At 69.1% G+C, this 15,940-nt stretch carries 17 protein-coding genes and 1 tRNA gene; 7 read left to right on the top strand and 11 right to left on the bottom strand.

Annotated elements, in window-relative coordinates; genetic code table 11:
• Positions 1-3: 3 nt before the first annotated feature.
• The 4 genes from VYI76_RS07555 to VYI76_RS07540 all read right to left on the bottom strand — a co-directional run bounded on the left by VYI76_RS07555 (position 4) and on the right by VYI76_RS07540 (position 5,004).
• A complete protein-coding gene (locus VYI76_RS07555) occupies positions 4-1,551 on the bottom strand; it encodes an XrtA system polysaccharide chain length determinant (RefSeq protein ID WP_326524157.1) in 1,548 nt (515 codons plus the stop codon).
• Positions 1,551-2,195 carry an XrtA/PEP-CTERM system exopolysaccharide export protein gene (locus tag VYI76_RS07550; protein WP_326524156.1) on the bottom strand — a complete coding sequence of 215 codons (645 nt, stop codon included), beginning with the start codon at positions 2,193-2,195 and terminating at the stop codon, positions 1,551-1,553. The genes VYI76_RS07555 and VYI76_RS07550 overlap by 1 nt, the downstream gene beginning before the upstream one ends.
• Positions 2,196-2,320: 125 nt before the next feature.
• Positions 2,321-3,520: a pyridoxal-dependent decarboxylase, exosortase A system-associated gene (locus VYI76_RS07545; protein WP_326524155.1), complete on the bottom strand. Its 1,200-nt coding sequence runs from the start codon at positions 3,518-3,520 to the stop codon at positions 2,321-2,323.
• On the bottom strand, positions 3,517-5,004 hold the full coding sequence (locus VYI76_RS07540) for an AMP-binding protein (RefSeq protein WP_326524154.1): 1,488 nt from the start codon (positions 5,002-5,004) through the stop codon (positions 3,517-3,519). Before VYI76_RS07540 ends, VYI76_RS07545 begins: the two co-directional genes overlap by 4 nt.
• Positions 5,005-5,097: 93 nt before the next feature.
• On the opposite strand from VYI76_RS07540, the gene VYI76_RS07535 reads away from it, so the two are divergent.
• Genes VYI76_RS07535 through VYI76_RS07525 form a run of 3 tightly spaced genes read left to right on the top strand, consistent with a single transcriptional unit; the run spans position 5,098 to position 6,778 of the window.
• Positions 5,098-5,370, top strand: coding sequence for a phosphopantetheine-binding protein (locus VYI76_RS07535; RefSeq protein WP_326524153.1), 273 nt, complete (start codon positions 5,098-5,100; stop codon positions 5,368-5,370).
• On the top strand, positions 5,367-6,011 hold the full coding sequence (locus VYI76_RS07530; RefSeq protein WP_326524152.1) for a hypothetical protein: 645 nt from the start codon (positions 5,367-5,369) through the stop codon (positions 6,009-6,011). Before VYI76_RS07535 ends, VYI76_RS07530 begins: the two co-directional genes overlap by 4 nt.
• Positions 5,999-6,778 (top strand): hydrolase 1, exosortase A system-associated, encoded by a 780-nt coding sequence (locus tag VYI76_RS07525; protein WP_326524151.1) that lies wholly within the window; start codon positions 5,999-6,001, stop codon positions 6,776-6,778. Before VYI76_RS07530 ends, VYI76_RS07525 begins: the two co-directional genes overlap by 13 nt.
• 9 nt (positions 6,779-6,787) lie before the next feature.
• Here the strand turns inward: VYI76_RS07525 and VYI76_RS07520 are convergent, their stop codons facing one another.
• The 7 genes from VYI76_RS07520 to VYI76_RS07490 all read right to left on the bottom strand — a co-directional run bounded on the left by VYI76_RS07520 (position 6,788) and on the right by VYI76_RS07490 (position 11,864).
• The gene (locus VYI76_RS07520; protein ID WP_326524150.1) at positions 6,788-7,309 is read right to left on the bottom strand and encodes a DUF4262 domain-containing protein; all 522 of its coding nucleotides are present in this window, start codon (positions 7,307-7,309) and stop codon (positions 6,788-6,790) included.
• Positions 7,306-8,274, bottom strand: coding sequence for a thioredoxin-disulfide reductase (trxB, locus tag VYI76_RS07515; RefSeq protein WP_326524149.1), 969 nt, complete (start codon positions 8,272-8,274; stop codon positions 7,306-7,308). The genes VYI76_RS07520 and trxB overlap by 4 nt, the downstream gene beginning before the upstream one ends.
• 19 nt (positions 8,275-8,293) lie before the next feature.
• Positions 8,294-9,076 carry an enoyl-CoA hydratase-related protein gene (locus VYI76_RS07510; protein WP_326524148.1) on the bottom strand — a complete coding sequence of 261 codons (783 nt, stop codon included), beginning with the start codon at positions 9,074-9,076 and terminating at the stop codon, positions 8,294-8,296.
• A 106-nt stretch (positions 9,077-9,182) separates the two neighbouring features.
• Positions 9,183-9,259 (bottom strand) — tRNA-Met (locus VYI76_RS07505).
• A 56-nt stretch (positions 9,260-9,315) separates the two neighbouring features.
• Positions 9,316-9,825, bottom strand: coding sequence for a 2'-5' RNA ligase family protein (locus tag VYI76_RS07500; RefSeq protein ID WP_326524147.1), 510 nt, complete (start codon positions 9,823-9,825; stop codon positions 9,316-9,318).
• Positions 9,815-10,933 (bottom strand): glycosidase, encoded by a 1,119-nt coding sequence (locus tag VYI76_RS07495; protein ID WP_326524146.1) that lies wholly within the window; start codon positions 10,931-10,933, stop codon positions 9,815-9,817. Before VYI76_RS07495 ends, VYI76_RS07500 begins: the two co-directional genes overlap by 11 nt.
• A gap of 37 nt (positions 10,934-10,970) precedes the next feature.
• Positions 10,971-11,864 carry an alpha/beta fold hydrolase gene (locus VYI76_RS07490; protein WP_326524145.1) on the bottom strand — a complete coding sequence of 298 codons (894 nt, stop codon included), beginning with the start codon at positions 11,862-11,864 and terminating at the stop codon, positions 10,971-10,973.
• Between the two features lie 18 nt (positions 11,865-11,882).
• Between VYI76_RS07490 and VYI76_RS07485 the strand changes: the two genes are divergently transcribed.
• From VYI76_RS07485 to VYI76_RS07470, 4 genes are all read left to right on the top strand, one after another.
• The gene (locus VYI76_RS07485; RefSeq protein ID WP_326524144.1) at positions 11,883-13,232 is read left to right on the top strand and encodes a protein adenylyltransferase SelO family protein; all 1,350 of its coding nucleotides are present in this window, start codon (positions 11,883-11,885) and stop codon (positions 13,230-13,232) included.
• A 30-nt stretch (positions 13,233-13,262) separates the two neighbouring features.
• Complete coding sequence (gene astD, locus VYI76_RS07480; RefSeq protein WP_326524143.1) at positions 13,263-14,690, top strand: succinylglutamate-semialdehyde dehydrogenase; 1,428 nt, start codon at positions 13,263-13,265, stop codon at positions 14,688-14,690.
• Positions 14,691-14,768: 78 nt separating this feature from the next.
• Positions 14,769-15,557: a uroporphyrinogen-III C-methyltransferase gene (cobA, locus tag VYI76_RS07475; protein WP_326524142.1), complete on the top strand. Its 789-nt coding sequence runs from the start codon at positions 14,769-14,771 to the stop codon at positions 15,555-15,557.
• Positions 15,554-15,850 carry a DUF2849 domain-containing protein gene (locus VYI76_RS07470; protein ID WP_326524141.1) on the top strand — a complete coding sequence of 99 codons (297 nt, stop codon included), beginning with the start codon at positions 15,554-15,556 and terminating at the stop codon, positions 15,848-15,850. Before cobA ends, VYI76_RS07470 begins: the two co-directional genes overlap by 4 nt.
• Positions 15,851-15,940 lie beyond the last annotated feature (90 nt).

The raw sequence follows: 15,940 nt of genomic DNA, 5'->3' as shown, positions 1-15,940 counted from the left end.
CTCTCAAGCGACCATGCCGCGCTGCACGAATTCGAGCCCGATCAGCAGCGCCCAGACAGCACCCAGTGCCCCCGCGCCGCCCGCGAACAGACGCAGGCGCTTGCGACGGAACTGAGCCTGGAGGGCGGTGACGGTCTCTCCGATCGATCCGATCACCGTCATCCCGCTCGCCTTCTCCAGCCGGCCGGCGGAGGCGAAGGTCGTGCGGATCTGCGACAGGCCCCAGGCGACGCCGATGCCGCCGAAGATGCCGATCACCAGCACCCCGGTGAGAAACAGTGGGCGGTTGGGCGCGGACGGGCTGGTCGGTGCGGTCGGCGGATCGATCACGCTGAACTTCAGCGCGTCGGTCTGCGTCTGTACCTGGTTCTGCAGCTTCACCTGCTCACGATCGGCGAGCAGCTTGTCATACTGATCCTTCAGCACCTGATAATCGCGGTCGATCGCCGACTGTTCCGCCGCCGCGCCGGGCGACTGGGCGACCTTGGCGTCGAACGCCGACAGATCACGCATGATCTGCGACTTGCGCTCGGTCAGCGCGGCGACCTGCGACGCCTTGTCGGCGCGCATCGACTGGAGCGACAGATAGAGCGGGTTGGGCGAGCCCCCCCCGCCGCTGCCGCCGACCAGCGGCTCACCGCGCGCAGCGGCGGTGGCGCTGGCGAGCTGGCGATTGAGCGCGACCATGTCCGGGTGGCGATCGGTCAGGCCCGCGGCGCGCTTCTCGGCGATCTGGCCCTGGATGGCGGCGAGCGCGGCGCGCGCCGGCCCGGCGGACGCGGCGGTGCCGATCCCGGCGATCGACGGCGACGTGCCGGCCATCTGGCCGTTGACCGCCGACAGGCTGGAGTTCGCGGCGGCGAGATCGCTGTCGATCTGCGCGAGCTGAGTCCGCGCGGCCGACATGCGATCCTCCAGGCTGCCGGTGCCGGGCAGCGAGCCCATGAACTTGGCCTGGAACTCGGCGCGCTTGGCCTCCGCCTCCTGCAACTGCTGCTGGCGCACGACGAGCTGCTGGTCGAGGAACTGGAGCGACTGCGACGTTTCGTCGCGGTTGTTCGACAGATTGTCCTCGACGAAGATGTCGATCAGCTTCTGGACGACCTGTTTCGCCAGCTTGGCGTTCGCCGCGTCGGACGCGCCGGCATTGGCGATGGTCGCGGAAATCTCGAACAGATTGTCCTGCGCCGCGGTGATCTTGATCGCCTTCTGCAGGCCCGCCACGCGATCGGCGACGTCGCGGTCGCTCGATACGGTGGCGGCAAGATCGGTGCCGCGCACGACCTTCTGCAGGTTGACCGCGCTGGTCAGCGTCTGTCGGATGCGATCGACCGTCTTGGCCTGTTCGGCCTGGGTGATGCCGTTCTGCGTCGGCAGCATGTTGCGCATCTGGACCGACACGCGCGCCCTGGATTCATACTGGTTGGGAACCTGCGACACCGCCAGCCAGCCCAGCAGGCATATGCCCCAGGCCACCGCCAGCGCCGTCCAGCGCCGCGTCCACACCGCGTGGAGCGCCACGCGGAATTCATCGTAGAGGCCGCTTCCCATCAGAACATGCTCTGCGGGATGATGATGACGTCGCCCGGCTCCAGCCGGACGTTGGCGCGCGAATCGCCTTTTTTTAGCAGGTTGTTGATGCGCAGCCCGAATTCGCGCTGCTTGCCGGTTTCCTTGTCGTAGCGCACCAGGCGCGACCGGTTGCCGGCGGCGAATTCACTGAGTCCGCCGACCGCGATCATCGCGTCGAGCAAGGTCATGTTGGCGCGGTAAGGGATAGACGCCGGCTTTTCGGTCGCGCCGACGATGCGCACCTGCTGGCTGAAGGTGCCCGAGAAATTCTCGACGATGACCGAGACGATCGGGTCCTTGATATATTCGCCCAGCGCCAGCTTCAGATCGTCGGCCAGCATCGTCGGCGTCTTGCCAACCGCGGGCATGTCGCCGACCAGCGGGGTGGTGATGCGGCCGTCGGGGCGCACCGGCACCTTCGCCGACAGCTCGGGATTGCGCCAGACATGGATCTGGATCTGATCGAGCGGGCCGATGACATAATCCTCGCCCGGCCCTTCCTTGGCCGCGACGAAGGATGCCGGGGGCAGCTCGGGACGGCTGCCGCCCCCGCCACAGCCGGTGAGGGCGAGCGACGCCGCCCCAACCCCCAGGATCATCTTCGCCGAACGCCTCGAACGCATGCGCTGTCTCCGTCTGCGAGGCGTTCCGACACGGCGAACATCGCCGCGCAAAACCCACGCACTCGCGGAAAGCTATGAGCGGGAGAGGTAAAGATTGAGTTAGGCGAACCGGCCGCAATCGGCCGTCAGGCGAGGATTTCCGCCGAATCGGGGTGTCCGAGAAAGCGTGCCGGACTCGCGCTCGCGCCATAGGCCCCGGCCAGAAATACCGCTATGACGTCACCGGCATCGGCGTGCGGAAAGGCGATACGATCGGCCAGGCGATCGAGCGGGGTGCAGAGCGGCCCGACGATCGACACGGTCTCGTCCGGCTCCGCGCCGACCGCGCGGGCAAGCGCCACGGGATAGTTGCGGCGGACGACGGTGCCGAAATTGCCGGTCGCGGCGAGCTGGTGGTTGAGGCCGCCGTCGACGACCAGGAATGTCTCGCCGCCGCTGTCCTTCCGGTCGACCACGCGGGTGAGGTAGACTCCCGCCTCGCCCACCAGCCAGCGGCCAAGTTCGATCGCATAGGCCCGGCCGGGCATGAGCGCGTCGCCCAGCGCCGCGCCGATCGCTTCGACATCGACCGGTGTGTCGCCCGCGAAATAGGGGATGCCAAAACCCCCGCCGAGGTTGACGAGCGGCGGTTGCGGCCCGGCCGCGTCGGCGAGTTCCGAGGCGAGCGCGACGGTGGCGCGCTGTGTCTCGATGATCGCGGCGGTGTCGAGCGCCTGTGAGCCGGCGAAGATGTGGAAGCCGCGCCAGTCGGCGCCCGCGTCGATCAGGCGGCGGACAAGCGCGGGAACGCGATCCGCATCGACGCCGAAAGGTGAAGGGCGCCCGCCCATCTTCATCCCCGAGCCCTTGAGCTCGAAGGCGGGGTTCACCCGCACCGCAAGACGGGGGACGACGCCAAGGCGGTCGGCGATCGCCAGCGCCCGGGTCGCCTCACCGTCGCTTTCGAGGTTGATCGTCGCGCGCGCGCGGATCGCCGCCTCCAGCTCGGTATCGCGCTTGCCGGGTCCGGCGAAGCTGATGTGCACGGCAGGCTTGACCGCCAGCGCCATATCCAGCTCGCCGGCCGACGCGACGTCGAGCCCGCCGACGAGCGGCGCAATATGCGCGAGCAGAGGGGGAAAGGGATTGGCCTTGATCGCATAATGGATTTCGACCGCGGGTGGCAGGGCCGCGCGCAGGCGGGCGACCCGCTCTGTGATGGCGGCACGGTCATAGACGAACAGCGGGGTGCCGTGTGTCGCAACCAGGTCCTGCGCCGTGCGGCCGGCGATCGTCAGCGGGCCGGGCGTCGCAAAAGCGGGCGGAATCGGGCCGATCGGCTTCATGCGGCAAACTCCGCCTTGAGCGCCGAGCGATCGAGCTTGCCATTGGCGTTGCGCGGCAGGGCATCGCGCCAGTCGTAGCGCTGCGGCTGCATGAAACTCGGCAGGTCGCGGCGCAGGCGGGCGCGCAGGCCCTCCTCGCCGGCGGGATCGCCGCTGAGCACCACGACGATCGCCTGGCCCAGCCGATCGTCGGGCACGCCCAGCGCCACCGCCTCGCCCGCCTCGCCGCCGGCCAGCACGGCTTCCTCGATCTCGGTCGGGCTGATGCGGTTGCCGGCCGACTTTATCATCTCGTCATCACGCCCGACGAAGCGGAGCAGGCCGGCGTCGTCGGCGATCACCGTGTCGCCGGACCAGACCGCGACGCCGCCACTGTCCGACCAGTCCGGCGCCGGCCGGAAGCGCGCGGCGGTGCGGGCCGCGTCGCGCCAATAGCCCTGCGCGACGAGCGGCCCGGCATGGACCAGTTCGCCCGCCTCGTCCGGCCCGGCCCGGCTGCCGTCGGCGCGCACCACCATCACCTCCGCGAAAGGGATCGCGCGGCCGATCGAATCCGGATGCGAATCGACCAGACCAGGCGACAGGAAGGTCGAGCGGAATGCCTCGGTAAGTCCGTACATCGGGTAAAGATCGGCCTGCGGAAAGCGTGTCCGCAAGCCGCGCACCAGCCGCTGGGTCAGCGCGCCGCCCGAGTTGGTCAAACGGCGCAGGCTTTGTCCCGCACCGCCCCAGTCAGCCTCCAGAAGCTGTACCCACAACGGGGGTACGCCGGCGAGCGTGGTGACGTCATGCCTCCCGACCGCCTTCACCACGTCACGCGCCGTCAGATAGTCCAGCGGGATCACGCACGCGCCCGCCGCCCAGCTCGAAAGCAACTGGTTCTGGCCGTAGTCGAAGCTCAGGGGCAGCACGCCGAGCACGCGATCGTCGGGCGCGAGGCGCAGATAGTGCGCGACGCTGATCGCGCCGAGCCACAGGTTCGTGTGGCTGAGCATCACGCCCTTCGGCCGGCCGGTCGATCCCGAGGTGTAGAGGATCGCGGCCAGCGCGGCCGGATCGGCGGCGGATGGCGGGAGCGGATCGCCCTCGCCCGCCGTATTGCGGATCAGGCAGTCGGCGGGCGCATCGTCGGGTTCAAGGCTGGCGGTGCGGCTTTCCTGGCTGACGAGCAGCGCGGCGCCGCTGTCGGCGAGGATGTGCGCGACCTGCGCGCGCTTCAGCACCGGATTGATCGGCACGTGGACCAGGCCGGCGCGGGGCGCGGCGAGCGGCAACAGGCAGGCGTCGCGGGTCTTGGGCAGCCAGGTCGCGACGCGCGATCCCGCCGGCAGCCCGAACGCGGCCAGCCATCCGGCCAGCCGCGCGACGGCATCCTCCGCCCCGGCATAGGTCAGCGTGCCGGCGCGATCCTCCAGCGCGATCGCATCGGGTGCGCCGCGCAGGACGTGGTCGATCGGACGCGAGACGGGATCGAGGGGTATCATCGCGGCACTTTAGGAGCGAAGCGTGCGCGCTTGGCAAGTTGCAGCGCACAAAGTAACGCGCCGGGGACAGGATTTGCGGGGGAACAGGTCGCCGTGCTGCCCGATGGAGCACCCGAAGTGGTCGAGACAGTGCGCGCGGTGCTGCGCGACGTGTTGGGGATCAGCGCCGAACGCGCCGCCGCGTTCCGCGAGGATACGCCGTTGTTCGGCGCGCTGCCCGAACTCGATTCGATGGCGGTGGCCGGCGTGCTGACCGAGATCGAGGACCGGCTGGGCATATTGATCGACGACGACGACATCGACGGCGAGACGCTGGAGACGTTCGGCGCCCTTTGCGAATTCGCGATGCGCAAGGCGCTGGGGTGATCGATCATTACGACTGGGCGGGCGGGCGCGAGGCGATGTTGCGCCTCGGCCCCGATAGCGGCCCCGTCGTGATCGTCGCCCTGCCACTGTTCGAGGAAGCGAACCGCACGCGCACCTTCGCGGTGACGATGATGCGCGCGCTGGCCGAGCGCGGGGTGGCGAGCGTACTGCCCGACCTGCCGGGAACCAACGACAGCCTGGTGGCGACGCGGGACGCGACGCTGGCCGACTGGCGGGCCGCCTATGCCGCAGTTGCGACAAGCACAGGTGCGGTGGCGAGCGTCGCGATCCGCAGCGGCGCGATGATCGATGGCGCGGCCGATGCGCTGGCGCGGTGGCACCTGTCCCCGCAGGACGGCTCCGGCCTGCTGCGCGAACTGCGTCGCGCCGGGTTGGTCGAGCGGGAAGCATGGATCGAGGTCGCCGGGAACGATCTCTCCCGCGACCTGCTGGATGCGCTGGCCCAGGCGACGCCGAGCGAGGGCGCGCGCACCGTCAGGCTTTCGAGCGACCCGGCGGCGGCGGATGTGAAGATCGAAGCTGTCCCACTTTGGCGACGGGCAGAGCCAGACAATGATCCCGTTTTGGCCGAGTCACTTGCCGCAGATATCGCGGACTGGGTGCAAACATGCGCCGGGTGATCGAGATCGCCTGCGCAGGCGAAATGATCGTCGGCACGCTCGACGAGGGTGCGGAGAATACCGGCCTGCTGATCGTGTCCGGCGGCAACGAGATCCGCAGCGGGGCACATCGCGGCATGGCTCTGCTGGCGCAGGCGCTGTCGGCGGAGGGTGTGCCGGTGCTGCGCTACGACCGGCGTGGGATCGGCGATTCGACCGGAGAGAACGCAGGGTTCGAGGCAAGCGCGGAGGATATCGCCGCCGCTGCCGGCGCATTCCGGCGCGAAGCCGGCGTCACCCGGATCGTCGGTTTCGGCAATTGCGACGCCGCGACCGCGCTCACGCTGTTCCACGCCCGCGCCGGCATCGACGCGCTCGTGCTGTCCAACCCGTGGACCGGCGGAGGCGACGACGCCCTGCCCCAGGCCGCCGCGATCCGCGCGCGCTACGCCGAGCGGCTGCGCGATCCGGGCGAATGGCTGCGCCTGCTGCGCGGGGGGATCGACCTGCGCAAACTTTTCAGCGGGTTGCGCAAGGCGGCACAGAGCGGGCGGGAGGACGGCGATCTGGTCGATCGCATGGCGCTGTCGCTCGCCGCTTCGGCCGTGCCGACGACGATCCTGCTCGCCGCACGAGACAATACCGCGATCGCCTTTCGAGACGCCTGGGCGAAAAGCCCGAACCGGACCGATGCAGCGACCTTCAGCCTCGACTCGGCCAGCCACAGCTACGCCGGCGCGGCGGACAAGGCGTGGCTCAAGGATCGGTTGCGAGAAGCGGTCGGATAGCGATCCAGGTCAGCCGGAGGCGAGGCCGCCCCAGTCGCCGGTGCCGCTCAGGTCCGGCTGCACACCGACCAGACCGGGCTCGAACCCGGTTTGCCATGGAAAGCGCCCTTCCGCGTCCGGCCACATGAGCTGCAAAGCAGGAAATTCCGCGCCGCGATACAGCCAGTCGGTTCCGCCCATGCTGGCTTTCGCCTGCGCCGTACCGACCGGCACGAACCAGACCTGCTCTCCGTCCAGCAAGCCGGAGACGGGTTCGCCTGGCGCAAACGACCGCCCCGCACCGATCTCGTGCGCCATCTTGCTGAACAGCGCGTGGCGGGTCTGGGGCGTCAGATCGAAGGCGACGACCTCAGGCGCCCCATAGGTCACCCAGAAGCCGCTGGTGTAGCTGAACCCCGCGTGGCCCGGCCGTTCGGGAACGGACGTGGTTCGCCAGCCGTGCCGCGTGACATCGATCAGCAACTGCTTGCCATGGTCCTCATATCGGGCGGGCGCGTCGGCGAGCCTGGTATCCTCGACAGCGATGGTCACTCGGCGGCTTCCCGCTCGGCCTCGAACTCGGCCTCCGCGAGGAAGCGTTCGGCGTCGAGCGCGGCCATGCAGCCGGTGCCGGCGGCGGTCACCGCCTGGCGATAGATTTTGTCCATCACGTCGCCGCACGCGAACACGCCGGGCACGGAAGTGCGCGTGCTGCCGGTCTCGACCGCGATATAGCCGTCCGAATCGAGTTCGAGGTGGCCGCGGAACAGCTCGGTCGCCGGGTGGTGACCGATCGCGACGAAACCGCCCTCCACGTCCAGCCGCGACATCTCGCCTGTCATGGTGTCCTTCAATTCGATCGCGACGAGCCCCTCGGGCGTGCCTTCGCCGACGAAGCGGTGGACTTCCTTGTTCCAGAGGACCGAAATCTTCTCGTTGGCGAACAGGCGCTGCTGGAGGATCTTTTCGGAACGCAGGCTGTCGCGGCGGTGGATCAGCGTCACGTCGTCGCTGTGGTTGGTGAGGTAGAGCGCTTCCTCCACCGCGGTGTTGCCGCCGCCGATCACCGCGACCTTCTTGCCGCGATAGAAGAAGCCGTCGCAGGTCGCGCAGGCGCTGACGCCCTTGCCCTTCAGCAGTTCCTCGCTGTCGAGGCCAAGCCACTTGGCCTGCGCGCCGGTGGCGATCACCAGCACGTCGCCGATGTAGACGTCACCGCCGTCGCCGATCAGCCGGAACGGGCGCTGCGTCAGATCGACCTCGACGATCGTGTCCCACATCATTCGCGTGCCGACATGTTCGGCCTGGGCCTGCATCTCCTGCATCAGCCAGGGGCCCTGGATCACCTCGCGGAAGCCGGGATAGTTCTCGACATCGGTGGTGGTGGTCAGCTGGCCGCCGGGCTGGATGCCCTGGACGACGATGGGCTCCATGCCGGCGCGCGCGCCGTAGATCGCGGCCGACAGGCCCGCCGGGCCCGAGCCGAGAATCAGCATCCTGGTGGTGTGCGTGGTCATGGCTGCGATGTAGCGCAGATCAGCGTCCGCGAAAGGCCGGTTTGCGCTTCGATAGAAAAGCCATGCCGCCTTCGGTGGAATCCTCGCTGCGTCGCGCGGTACGCTGGTCGTCGGCCTCGCGCGCCATCGCTTCGGGATAGGTGGCATCGAGCGCGGCGGTGACCGCGCGGCGCATCAGGCCGAGCGCGACCGTCGGCCCGGCGGCGAGCCGTTCGACAAGCGCGAACGCTTCCGCATCGAGCCCGTCGTCGGCGACGACCCGGTGGATCATGCCCCAGTCGAGCGCCTGCGCGGCGGCCACGCGCTCGCCCAGCATCATCATCTCCAGCGCGCGGGCGCGACCGATCAGGCGCGGCAGCATCCAGCTCGCGCCGCCATCGGGCACCAGGCCGATGTTGACGAATGCCTGGAGGAAATAGGCGGTCTCGCTCGCGACGCAGAAATCCGCCGCCAGCGCGAGGCTGCAGCCAATGCCGGCGGCGGGGCCGCGCACCGCGCTGACCACCGGAACCGACAGATCGGCGATCGCCTGGAGCGCAGGGTTGTAGTGGTTCGACAGCGCATCATGCGTCGCCTGAGAAGGATCCGCGGCCTGGAGCGTGCCGCCCGCTACATCGGCACCCGAGCAGAATGCCCGCCCGGTCCCCGCGATCAGCACCGCCCGCGCGCCGTCGAGGTTGCACAGCGCATCGCGAATTTCGTCGAAGGCGGCCGGGGGCGCGGCGTTCAGTCGTTCGGGCCGGTTGAGCGTCACCACCAGCACGTCGCCGCGCCGCTCGCTCAGGATCATCTCGTAGGCCATCGCTCTCCCCGGCGTTCCGTGTCGGGAAAGGCTTATGGCAGCAGACGAGCGATTGCCAATGGGGGTGATCGACGCCGATGAAATCGGTGATGCGATAAGCGGCGCCTGGTAGCGGAGGAGGGACTTGAACCCCCGACACGCGGATTATGATTCCGCTGCTCTAACCAACTGAGCTACTCCGCCGCGCAAGGGCCAAGTGCCAGGCAAGGCGCGCCCAATAGGTTGCGGGTGGCGACCGGTCAAGCGAAGTTGTGGCGCGAATGCGGCTCCCACGGGCCGCCGCGATACCACCAGCTGGCGAGGCCGGCGATGGCGAGTGGCCGGCGTGCGAAGCCGTGCGACAACGCGGCGTGGAGCGCGCGCGCCTCCACAGGGGTTACCTTGTTCTGGATGGTCACATGCGGACGCCAGCCGGCACGATCCTGCGGCGTCAGCAAGCTGCCGAAGACGTCGGCCAGATCGGCGCGGATCGCGGCGAGATCAGGCGATTCGACACGGTAGGCAACGCCCCGCCCCAGCGACATCACGCCGCCCAGCCACGCGCGGGGCGGAGGCGCGCGGGCCGCTTCGGCGAGGCGGGCCCTTAGTTCGTCCCCGATCGACGGCGGCAGATGATGGAATAGCGTAAGATGTGCGGCGATGTGATTGCGTTCCGGCGGAAAGTTGGCGCGGCGCAGGGCGTCGAGCGCGGCGGCGTCAGCCAAGCCGATGACAGCGGTGACGATCAGCGGGGCGGGTTCAGCCGGCAAGGGCGGCCTTGGGCACGTGGGTGATACGGCACGCGAGATCGGCTTCCCCGCTCGCCACGACATAATGATCGCCCGAATCCGCGATGCCGGTGGTGAACACGACATCCTCCAGATACATCCGGTGCGCGAGCGGCGCGGTGAGCGCAGGCGCGGGTTCGAGCAGCGGCGCATGGCCGGTCGCGAGCGTGATCGACGGATCGTCGCGGTCGAGCAGGCTCCAGTAGGTGCGGTAGATGCCGACCGCGCCCGACGGCTCGACGCCATGCCACAGGCAGAGCCAGCCGTCGGGCGTGAGGATCGGCGGGGCGCCACCGCCCATCCGCGCGGTCGCCGGCGTCGCGGCATGCGGGCGGATGCCGGGCCTGTCATATGGCTTCCAGTGCAGCGCGTCGGGCGAGGTGGCGAGGTTGATCGAGGGCCCGGCGCGCCATTCGCTGTCGGGCGGATAGGCGAAATAGAGGTCGCCTAGCGGGCGGGTCTGCGCCCAATATTTCCCGTCGATCAGCCCCTCGAACACCAGCATATCCTTGTTCTGGTGATCGAGCACGATCCCCTCCAGCCGCCAGTCGAGCGCGTCGTCGGAGGTGTAGAGCACGGTCGCATGGCGTTCCGGGCTGACGGAACAGGCGGTCATTAGCCAGCGGGTTCCGACGCGGCTGATCCGTGCGTCCTCGACGCCGTAGCACTGATAGGACGTGCGCGGAGCGATCGCGCGGTCATAGTGGGCGGCGATCACCGACAGTCCGTCGGGCGACATCTCGACCGGCAGCAGCCAGCTGAGCGAGGTCAGGCCCAGCACCTTCCACCCCCCGCCGCGGACGGTGAAGGTGCGCGGATCGGTGGTGTCGACGCGGTCGAGCGGCCAGGCGTCGATCACATATTCGCCGTCGTTCCAGCGGATCGCGTGGATATGGCCGTCGCGCACCGGATCGCGCAAGGCCTCCGCCACGCGCACCATCATCAACAGGTTGCCGTTCGCGAGGCGCGTCATGCCGGGATTGAACGCGCCGAGCACATAGGTTTCCGCGTCGATCCGCCCGGCGAGCGGCGAGCGGGACAGATCGACATCGTCGGGCGTGAAGACCAGCCGGTCGATCGCGAAACTCATAAACACGCCCTCCTTGCCTCTCGGTGGAAAGAAGGGTTCAGGCCGGGACGGGTTCCCGCACCCGATCGAGCAGGCGGTCGATCGCGACGACCGCGGCCGGTTCGTCGAGCGTCGGGGCATGGCCGATGCCCGGCACGATGACGAGTTCGGCGCGGCCGCCCAGCCGCAGGATCATCGCCTCCGCCGTCGCCGGGGACAATATGTCCGATCGCTCGCCCCGCACGACCAGCACGGGCCGCCCGGCCAGCGCATCGAGCGTGCGCCACATGTCCGGCCCGGCCTCGTTGCCCGGCATTCGGAACGGCTCGGCGATCCGCATGTCGTAATCAAGCACGACGCGGCCCGCCGCATTCAGCCGGTACAGCCGCTTCGCCATCGCCAGCCAGTCCTCCAGCGCATAGTCCGGATAGACCTCGGCGTTGTTATCCGCGAGCACGCGGGCGGCGTGCAGCCATGTCGGATGCCAGCCGTTCTTGCCGACATAGCCACGGATGCGCGACAGGCCGGCGGCATCGATCTCCGGCCCCACGTCGTTGAGCAGCGCGCCGGCGATGCGGTCGCGCCCGACCGAGGCGAGCAGCATCGTGACGATCCCGCCGAGCGAGGTGCCGAAGGCGACGAACCGTTCGATCGCCAGATGATCGAGCAGCGCTTCGACATCCTGGAGATAGGTGAGCGGCACGTAGCTCATCGGATTCCTGGCGTAGGCGCTCTCGCCCCTCCCCCGGAAATCGACCGCGATCACCCGCCAGTCGGGCGACAGCCGTTCCGCCACCCGTTCGTAATCGCGCGCGTTGCGGGTCAGGCCGGGGAAGCACAGGATCGGCGGGCGCCCGTCCGCACCGCCGGAATAGTCGCGGTAGTGCAGGCGCAATTCGTCGCGCGATTCCCAATGGCCGTCGGCGAAGTCGCGGTTGCGCTGGGGCGTCATGGCGACCCATATCGCCGCATGGCCGACTTCCCGCAAGCGCGACGCACGATCCTCGAACTGGGCTCCCCCTTCTACGATGCCGTCGAGGCGGCCGATTTCCCGCAGACGATCCTGCGCTTCCGCAACGATCGCGCGGCGGCGGAGGTCGGGCTGGCGGACATCGACGACGATGCCTGGCTTCGGCATTTCGGGCGGTTCACCCCCCTGCCCGGCAGCCTCGAGCGGCCGCTGGCGCTGCGATATCACGGTCACCAGTTCCGCGTGTACAACCCCGAGATCGGCGACGGTCGCGGTTTCCTCTTCGCGCAACTGGAGGACGGGTCCGGGCGGCTGATGGATCTGGGCACCAAGGGATCGGGCCGGACGCCGTGGAGCCGGTCCGGCGACGGGCGGCTGACGCTGAAGGGCGGCGTGCGCGAGGTGCTGGCGACCGAAATGCTCGGGGCGCTGGGCGTGCCGACCTCGCGCAGCTTCTCGCTGATCGAGACCGGCGAGGCGCTGGAGCGCGGCGACGAGCCCTCCCCCACCCGATCGGCCGTGCTGGTACGGCTGAACCATGGGCATATCCGCATCGGCACGTTCCAGCGGCTGGCCTATCTGCGCGATGCGGAAAATATGGCGCGGCTGGTCGATTACGTGCTCGTCCATCTGCACGGCGATGCGCCGGGCGACCCGGTACGCTTGCTGGAGAATGTCGTCGCGCGCACCGCGCGGCTGGCGGCGCGCTACATGGCGGCGGGGTTCGTCCACGGCGTGCTCAACAGCGACAACATCAACGTGATGGGCGAAAGCTTCGATTACGGGCCGTGGCGGTTCACGCCGACATGGGACCCGGATTTCGTCGCCGCCTATTTCGACCACGCGGGCCTCTACGCCTTCGGCCGTCAGCCCGAAGCGATCCACTGGGACGTGATGCAACTGGCCGTCGCGCTGCGCACGCTGAGCGACGCCGAACCGCTGATCGCCGCGCTGGAGGCCTTTCCCGAGTTGTATCAGCGTGCGGTCACCGACGCTTTGCTGTGGCGGCTTGGCGTCATCCCGCGCGGCGAAGCGGAGGACCGCGCGACCATCCAGGCCATCGAGCCGGCGCTGCGTGGCGAAGGCACGGCGATCGACGGCTTTTTCTTCGACGCGTTCGGCGGGGTGATCCCCGACGGTCACGGCGCGGCCTTCGACGCGGCGCGCGCGGCACTCGCAGCCTATCGACCGCGCGGGGACCGCACCCATCCCTATTGGTCCGGCGCGTCCTGTTCGATGCTGATCGACGAGGTGGAGGCGATCTGGTCCGCGATCGACCAGCACGACGATTGGGCGCCGTTCCACGCCAAGATCGCGGGTATGCGCGACATGGGGGCCGCGCTTGCGTGAGCCGGGCTTTCCCGGCAGGTAGTTAGGTGAATGACGGGGCAGGAAATCCTATCGATCGAACCGGCGACCGGCGCGGTGCTGTGGCGCGGGATGCCGCATGATGTCGATGCCGAAGTCGCCCGCGCGCGCGAAAGCTGGGCGGCCTGGGCCTCGCAGCCGCTGGCCTTCCGCATCGAGACGCTGCGCCGCTTCGCCAATGTGGTGCGCCAGCGCGCCGACGCGCTGACCGACCTGATCGCGCGCGAGACCGGCAAGCCGTTGTGGGACGCGCGCGGCGAGGTCGAGGCGGTGATCGCCAAGGTCGACATCTCCGTCACCGCCTATTCGGAACGCACCGGCCAGCGGCGCAGCGAATCGCCGATGAACGCGCGGATGGCGCTGCGCCACAAGCCGCACGGCGTGCTCGCGGTATTGGGGCCGTACAACTTCCCCGCGCACCTGCCCAATGGGCACATCGTCCCTGCCCTGCTGGCCGGCAACGCCGTGGTGTTCAAGCCGTCTGAGAAGACGCCGGCGACCGCCGAGTTCCTGGTCCAGTGCTATCATGCCGCCGGCGTGCCCGAGGGGTGCGTACGGCTGGTGATCGGCGGGCCGGACGAGGGCAAGGCGCTGGCCGCGCACGACGGCATCGACGGGCTGCTCTTTACCGGATCGGCGCGTACCGGCCTTGCGCTCAATCGCCTTTACGCGGACCGGCCGGAGAAGATCCTGGCGCTGGAAATGGGCGGCAACAACCCGATCGTGGTGTGGGACACGCCGGACCTGCATACCGCGGCGGTGCTGGTGGTGCAGTCGGCCTTCACCACATCGGGCCAGCGCTGCACCGCGGCGCGCCGGCTGATCGTCGATGCGGCGCTCGCCGACCCGCTGATCGCGGAGATCCGCAAGCTGACCGATCGCATGATCGTCGGCGAGCCGCATGCCGATCCGCAGCCGTTCATGGGGCCGGTGATCGACAACGATACCGCCGACATGCTGACCGAAAGCTTCCTGGCGCTGATGACGATGGGCGGGCGGCCGTTGAAGCACCTGGAACGGCCGATCGACGACCGGCCGTTCCTGACGCCGTCGCTGATCGACATGACCGGCGCGCGCGAACGCGCCGACGTGGAACTGTTCGGCCCGATCCTGCAGCTGTACCGCGCGGAAAGCTTCGACGAGGCGATGAACGAGGCCAACGCGACACGCTATGGCCTGTCGGCGTCGCTCATCAGCCAGGACCCGCGCCGCTACGACGCCTTCTGGGCCAATATCCGCGCGGGCATCATCAACTGGAACCGGCCGACCAACGGCGCGGCGTCGAACGCCCCGTTCGGCGGCGTCGGCTGGTCGGGCAACCACCGGCCGGCGGCCTATTACGCCGCAGATTACTGCGCATATCCGGTCGCCAGCAACGAGGCGGAACAGGCGCGGGCCAGCATCGGCGTTGGGTTGCGCGACATCGACGGGGATCGGTGAGCACAAAGTTTCGCTAGGGCGGACCAAAGCAAGCTTCGATTGCCGGGAGAACTGCTTGCGCCCATTTCGCCACACATCATGGCCACTCTTCTCGATCCCACCGCGCGCGGGCGCGTCATCCTGGTCGGTGCCGGCCCGGGCGACCCCGGACTGCTGACCGTCCGCGCCGTCGAGGCGTTGAAATCCGCAGACGTCGTCGTTCACGACGGGCTGATCGATCCGCGCGTGCTCGATATCGCCCCGCCCGAGGCACACCGCATCTCGGTCGCCAAGCGGCGCGATCGCCACACCCTGCCGCAGGACGGGATCAACGCGTTGATCGTCGCCCACGTCCGGCTGGGCCAGGTCGTCGTGCGGCTGAAGGGCGGCGACCCGTTCATCTTCGGGCGCGGCGGCGAGGAAGTGGAGGCGGTGCGCGAGGCGGGCCTGCCGGTGGAGGTGATCCCCGGCGTGTCGGCGGCGCTCGGCTGCGCGGCGGAGGCGATGCTGCCGCTCACCCACCGCGACTGGTCGTCGGCGGTCAGCTTCGTCGCCGGCCAGTGCAAGGGACTGAAGGACCAGGACTGGTCGGGCCTCGCCGGCAAGGGCCGCACGCTCGTGATTTACATGGGTGTCGCGACCTGCCCGGACATCGCCGACAAGCTTATGGCCGACGGCGTGGCACCCGACATGCCGGTGGCGGTGCTGGAGAAGGGCACGCTCGACGGCCAGCGCGCGCTGCGTACCCTGCTCGCCGACCTGGGCGACATGGTGGTGCGCGAGCGTGTCCAGTCGCCCGCCATCATCGTGGTGGGCGAGGTCGTGCTGCTGGCGGATGCGCAGGACCGGCTGGGTAAGCTTGCCAGCCAGGCGGAGCTTCTTGCATGAAGCTGTTGACTGGAAACGATCTGCCGACCGGCGACGTGCTGTGGTGGACGGGGAATGGCTGGTCCCGCCATATCGAGGACGCAGCCGATGTCGGCGAGGAAGGCGAAGGCATCGCCCGTGCCGAGGAAGGCGCACGCCGCGTCAACGGACCCTATGTGATCGACGCTACCGCGACCCCCGAAGGCCCCCGCCCCGCGCATATCAAGGACCGTATCCGCGCGCTGGGACCGACCGTGCGGCCAGACCTGACGCTGAAGCCGGCGGATCCGTCGGCGGGGGACTGGGTGATATGAGACCCACCGTCTCATCCTCCCCTGCAAGGGGAGGGGGACCGCGCCCGCAGGGCGTGGTGGAGGGGTATCGACCTATCGAGAACGCGACAC

The organism is Sphingomonas sp. (genome assembly GCF_035910975.1).
Taxonomy (GTDB): Bacteria; Pseudomonadota; Alphaproteobacteria; order Sphingomonadales; family Sphingomonadaceae; genus Sphingomonas.
The sequence above is the reverse complement of the archived record's forward strand: the minus strand, read 5'-3'. Positions and strand labels throughout refer to the sequence as shown.

What these genes read in the sequence shown, in the direction of transcription:
- VYI76_RS07555 (WP_326524157.1), bottom strand. Translation starts at nt 1,551, where the DNA reads ATGGGAAGCGGCCTCTACGATGAATTCCGCGTGGCGCTCCACGCGGTG.
- VYI76_RS07550 (WP_326524156.1), bottom strand. Translation starts at nt 2,195, where the DNA reads ATGCGTTCGAGGCGTTCGGCGAAGATGATCCTGGGGGTTGGGGCGGCG.
- VYI76_RS07545 (WP_326524155.1), bottom strand. Translation starts at nt 3,520, where the DNA reads ATGAAGCCGATCGGCCCGATTCCGCCCGCTTTTGCGACGCCCGGCCCG.
- VYI76_RS07540 (WP_326524154.1), bottom strand. Translation starts at nt 5,004, where the DNA reads ATGATACCCCTCGATCCCGTCTCGCGTCCGATCGACCACGTCCTGCGC.
- VYI76_RS07525 (WP_326524151.1), top strand. Translation starts at nt 5,999, where the DNA reads ATGCGCCGGGTGATCGAGATCGCCTGCGCAGGCGAAATGATCGTCGGC.
- trxB (WP_326524149.1), bottom strand. Translation starts at nt 8,274, where the DNA reads ATGACCACGCACACCACCAGGATGCTGATTCTCGGCTCGGGCCCGGCG.
- VYI76_RS07510 (WP_326524148.1), bottom strand. Translation starts at nt 9,076, where the DNA reads ATGGCCTACGAGATGATCCTGAGCGAGCGGCGCGGCGACGTGCTGGTG.
- VYI76_RS07495 (WP_326524146.1), bottom strand. Translation starts at nt 10,933, where the DNA reads ATGAGTTTCGCGATCGACCGGCTGGTCTTCACGCCCGACGATGTCGAT.
- VYI76_RS07490 (WP_326524145.1), bottom strand. Translation starts at nt 11,864, where the DNA reads ATGACGCCCCAGCGCAACCGCGACTTCGCCGACGGCCATTGGGAATCG.
- VYI76_RS07485 (WP_326524144.1), top strand. Translation starts at nt 11,883, where the DNA reads ATGGCCGACTTCCCGCAAGCGCGACGCACGATCCTCGAACTGGGCTCC.
- astD (WP_326524143.1), top strand. Translation starts at nt 13,263, where the DNA reads ATGACGGGGCAGGAAATCCTATCGATCGAACCGGCGACCGGCGCGGTG.
- cobA (WP_326524142.1), top strand. Translation starts at nt 14,769, where the DNA reads ATGGCCACTCTTCTCGATCCCACCGCGCGCGGGCGCGTCATCCTGGTC.
- VYI76_RS07470 (WP_326524141.1), top strand. Translation starts at nt 15,554, where the DNA reads ATGAAGCTGTTGACTGGAAACGATCTGCCGACCGGCGACGTGCTGTGG.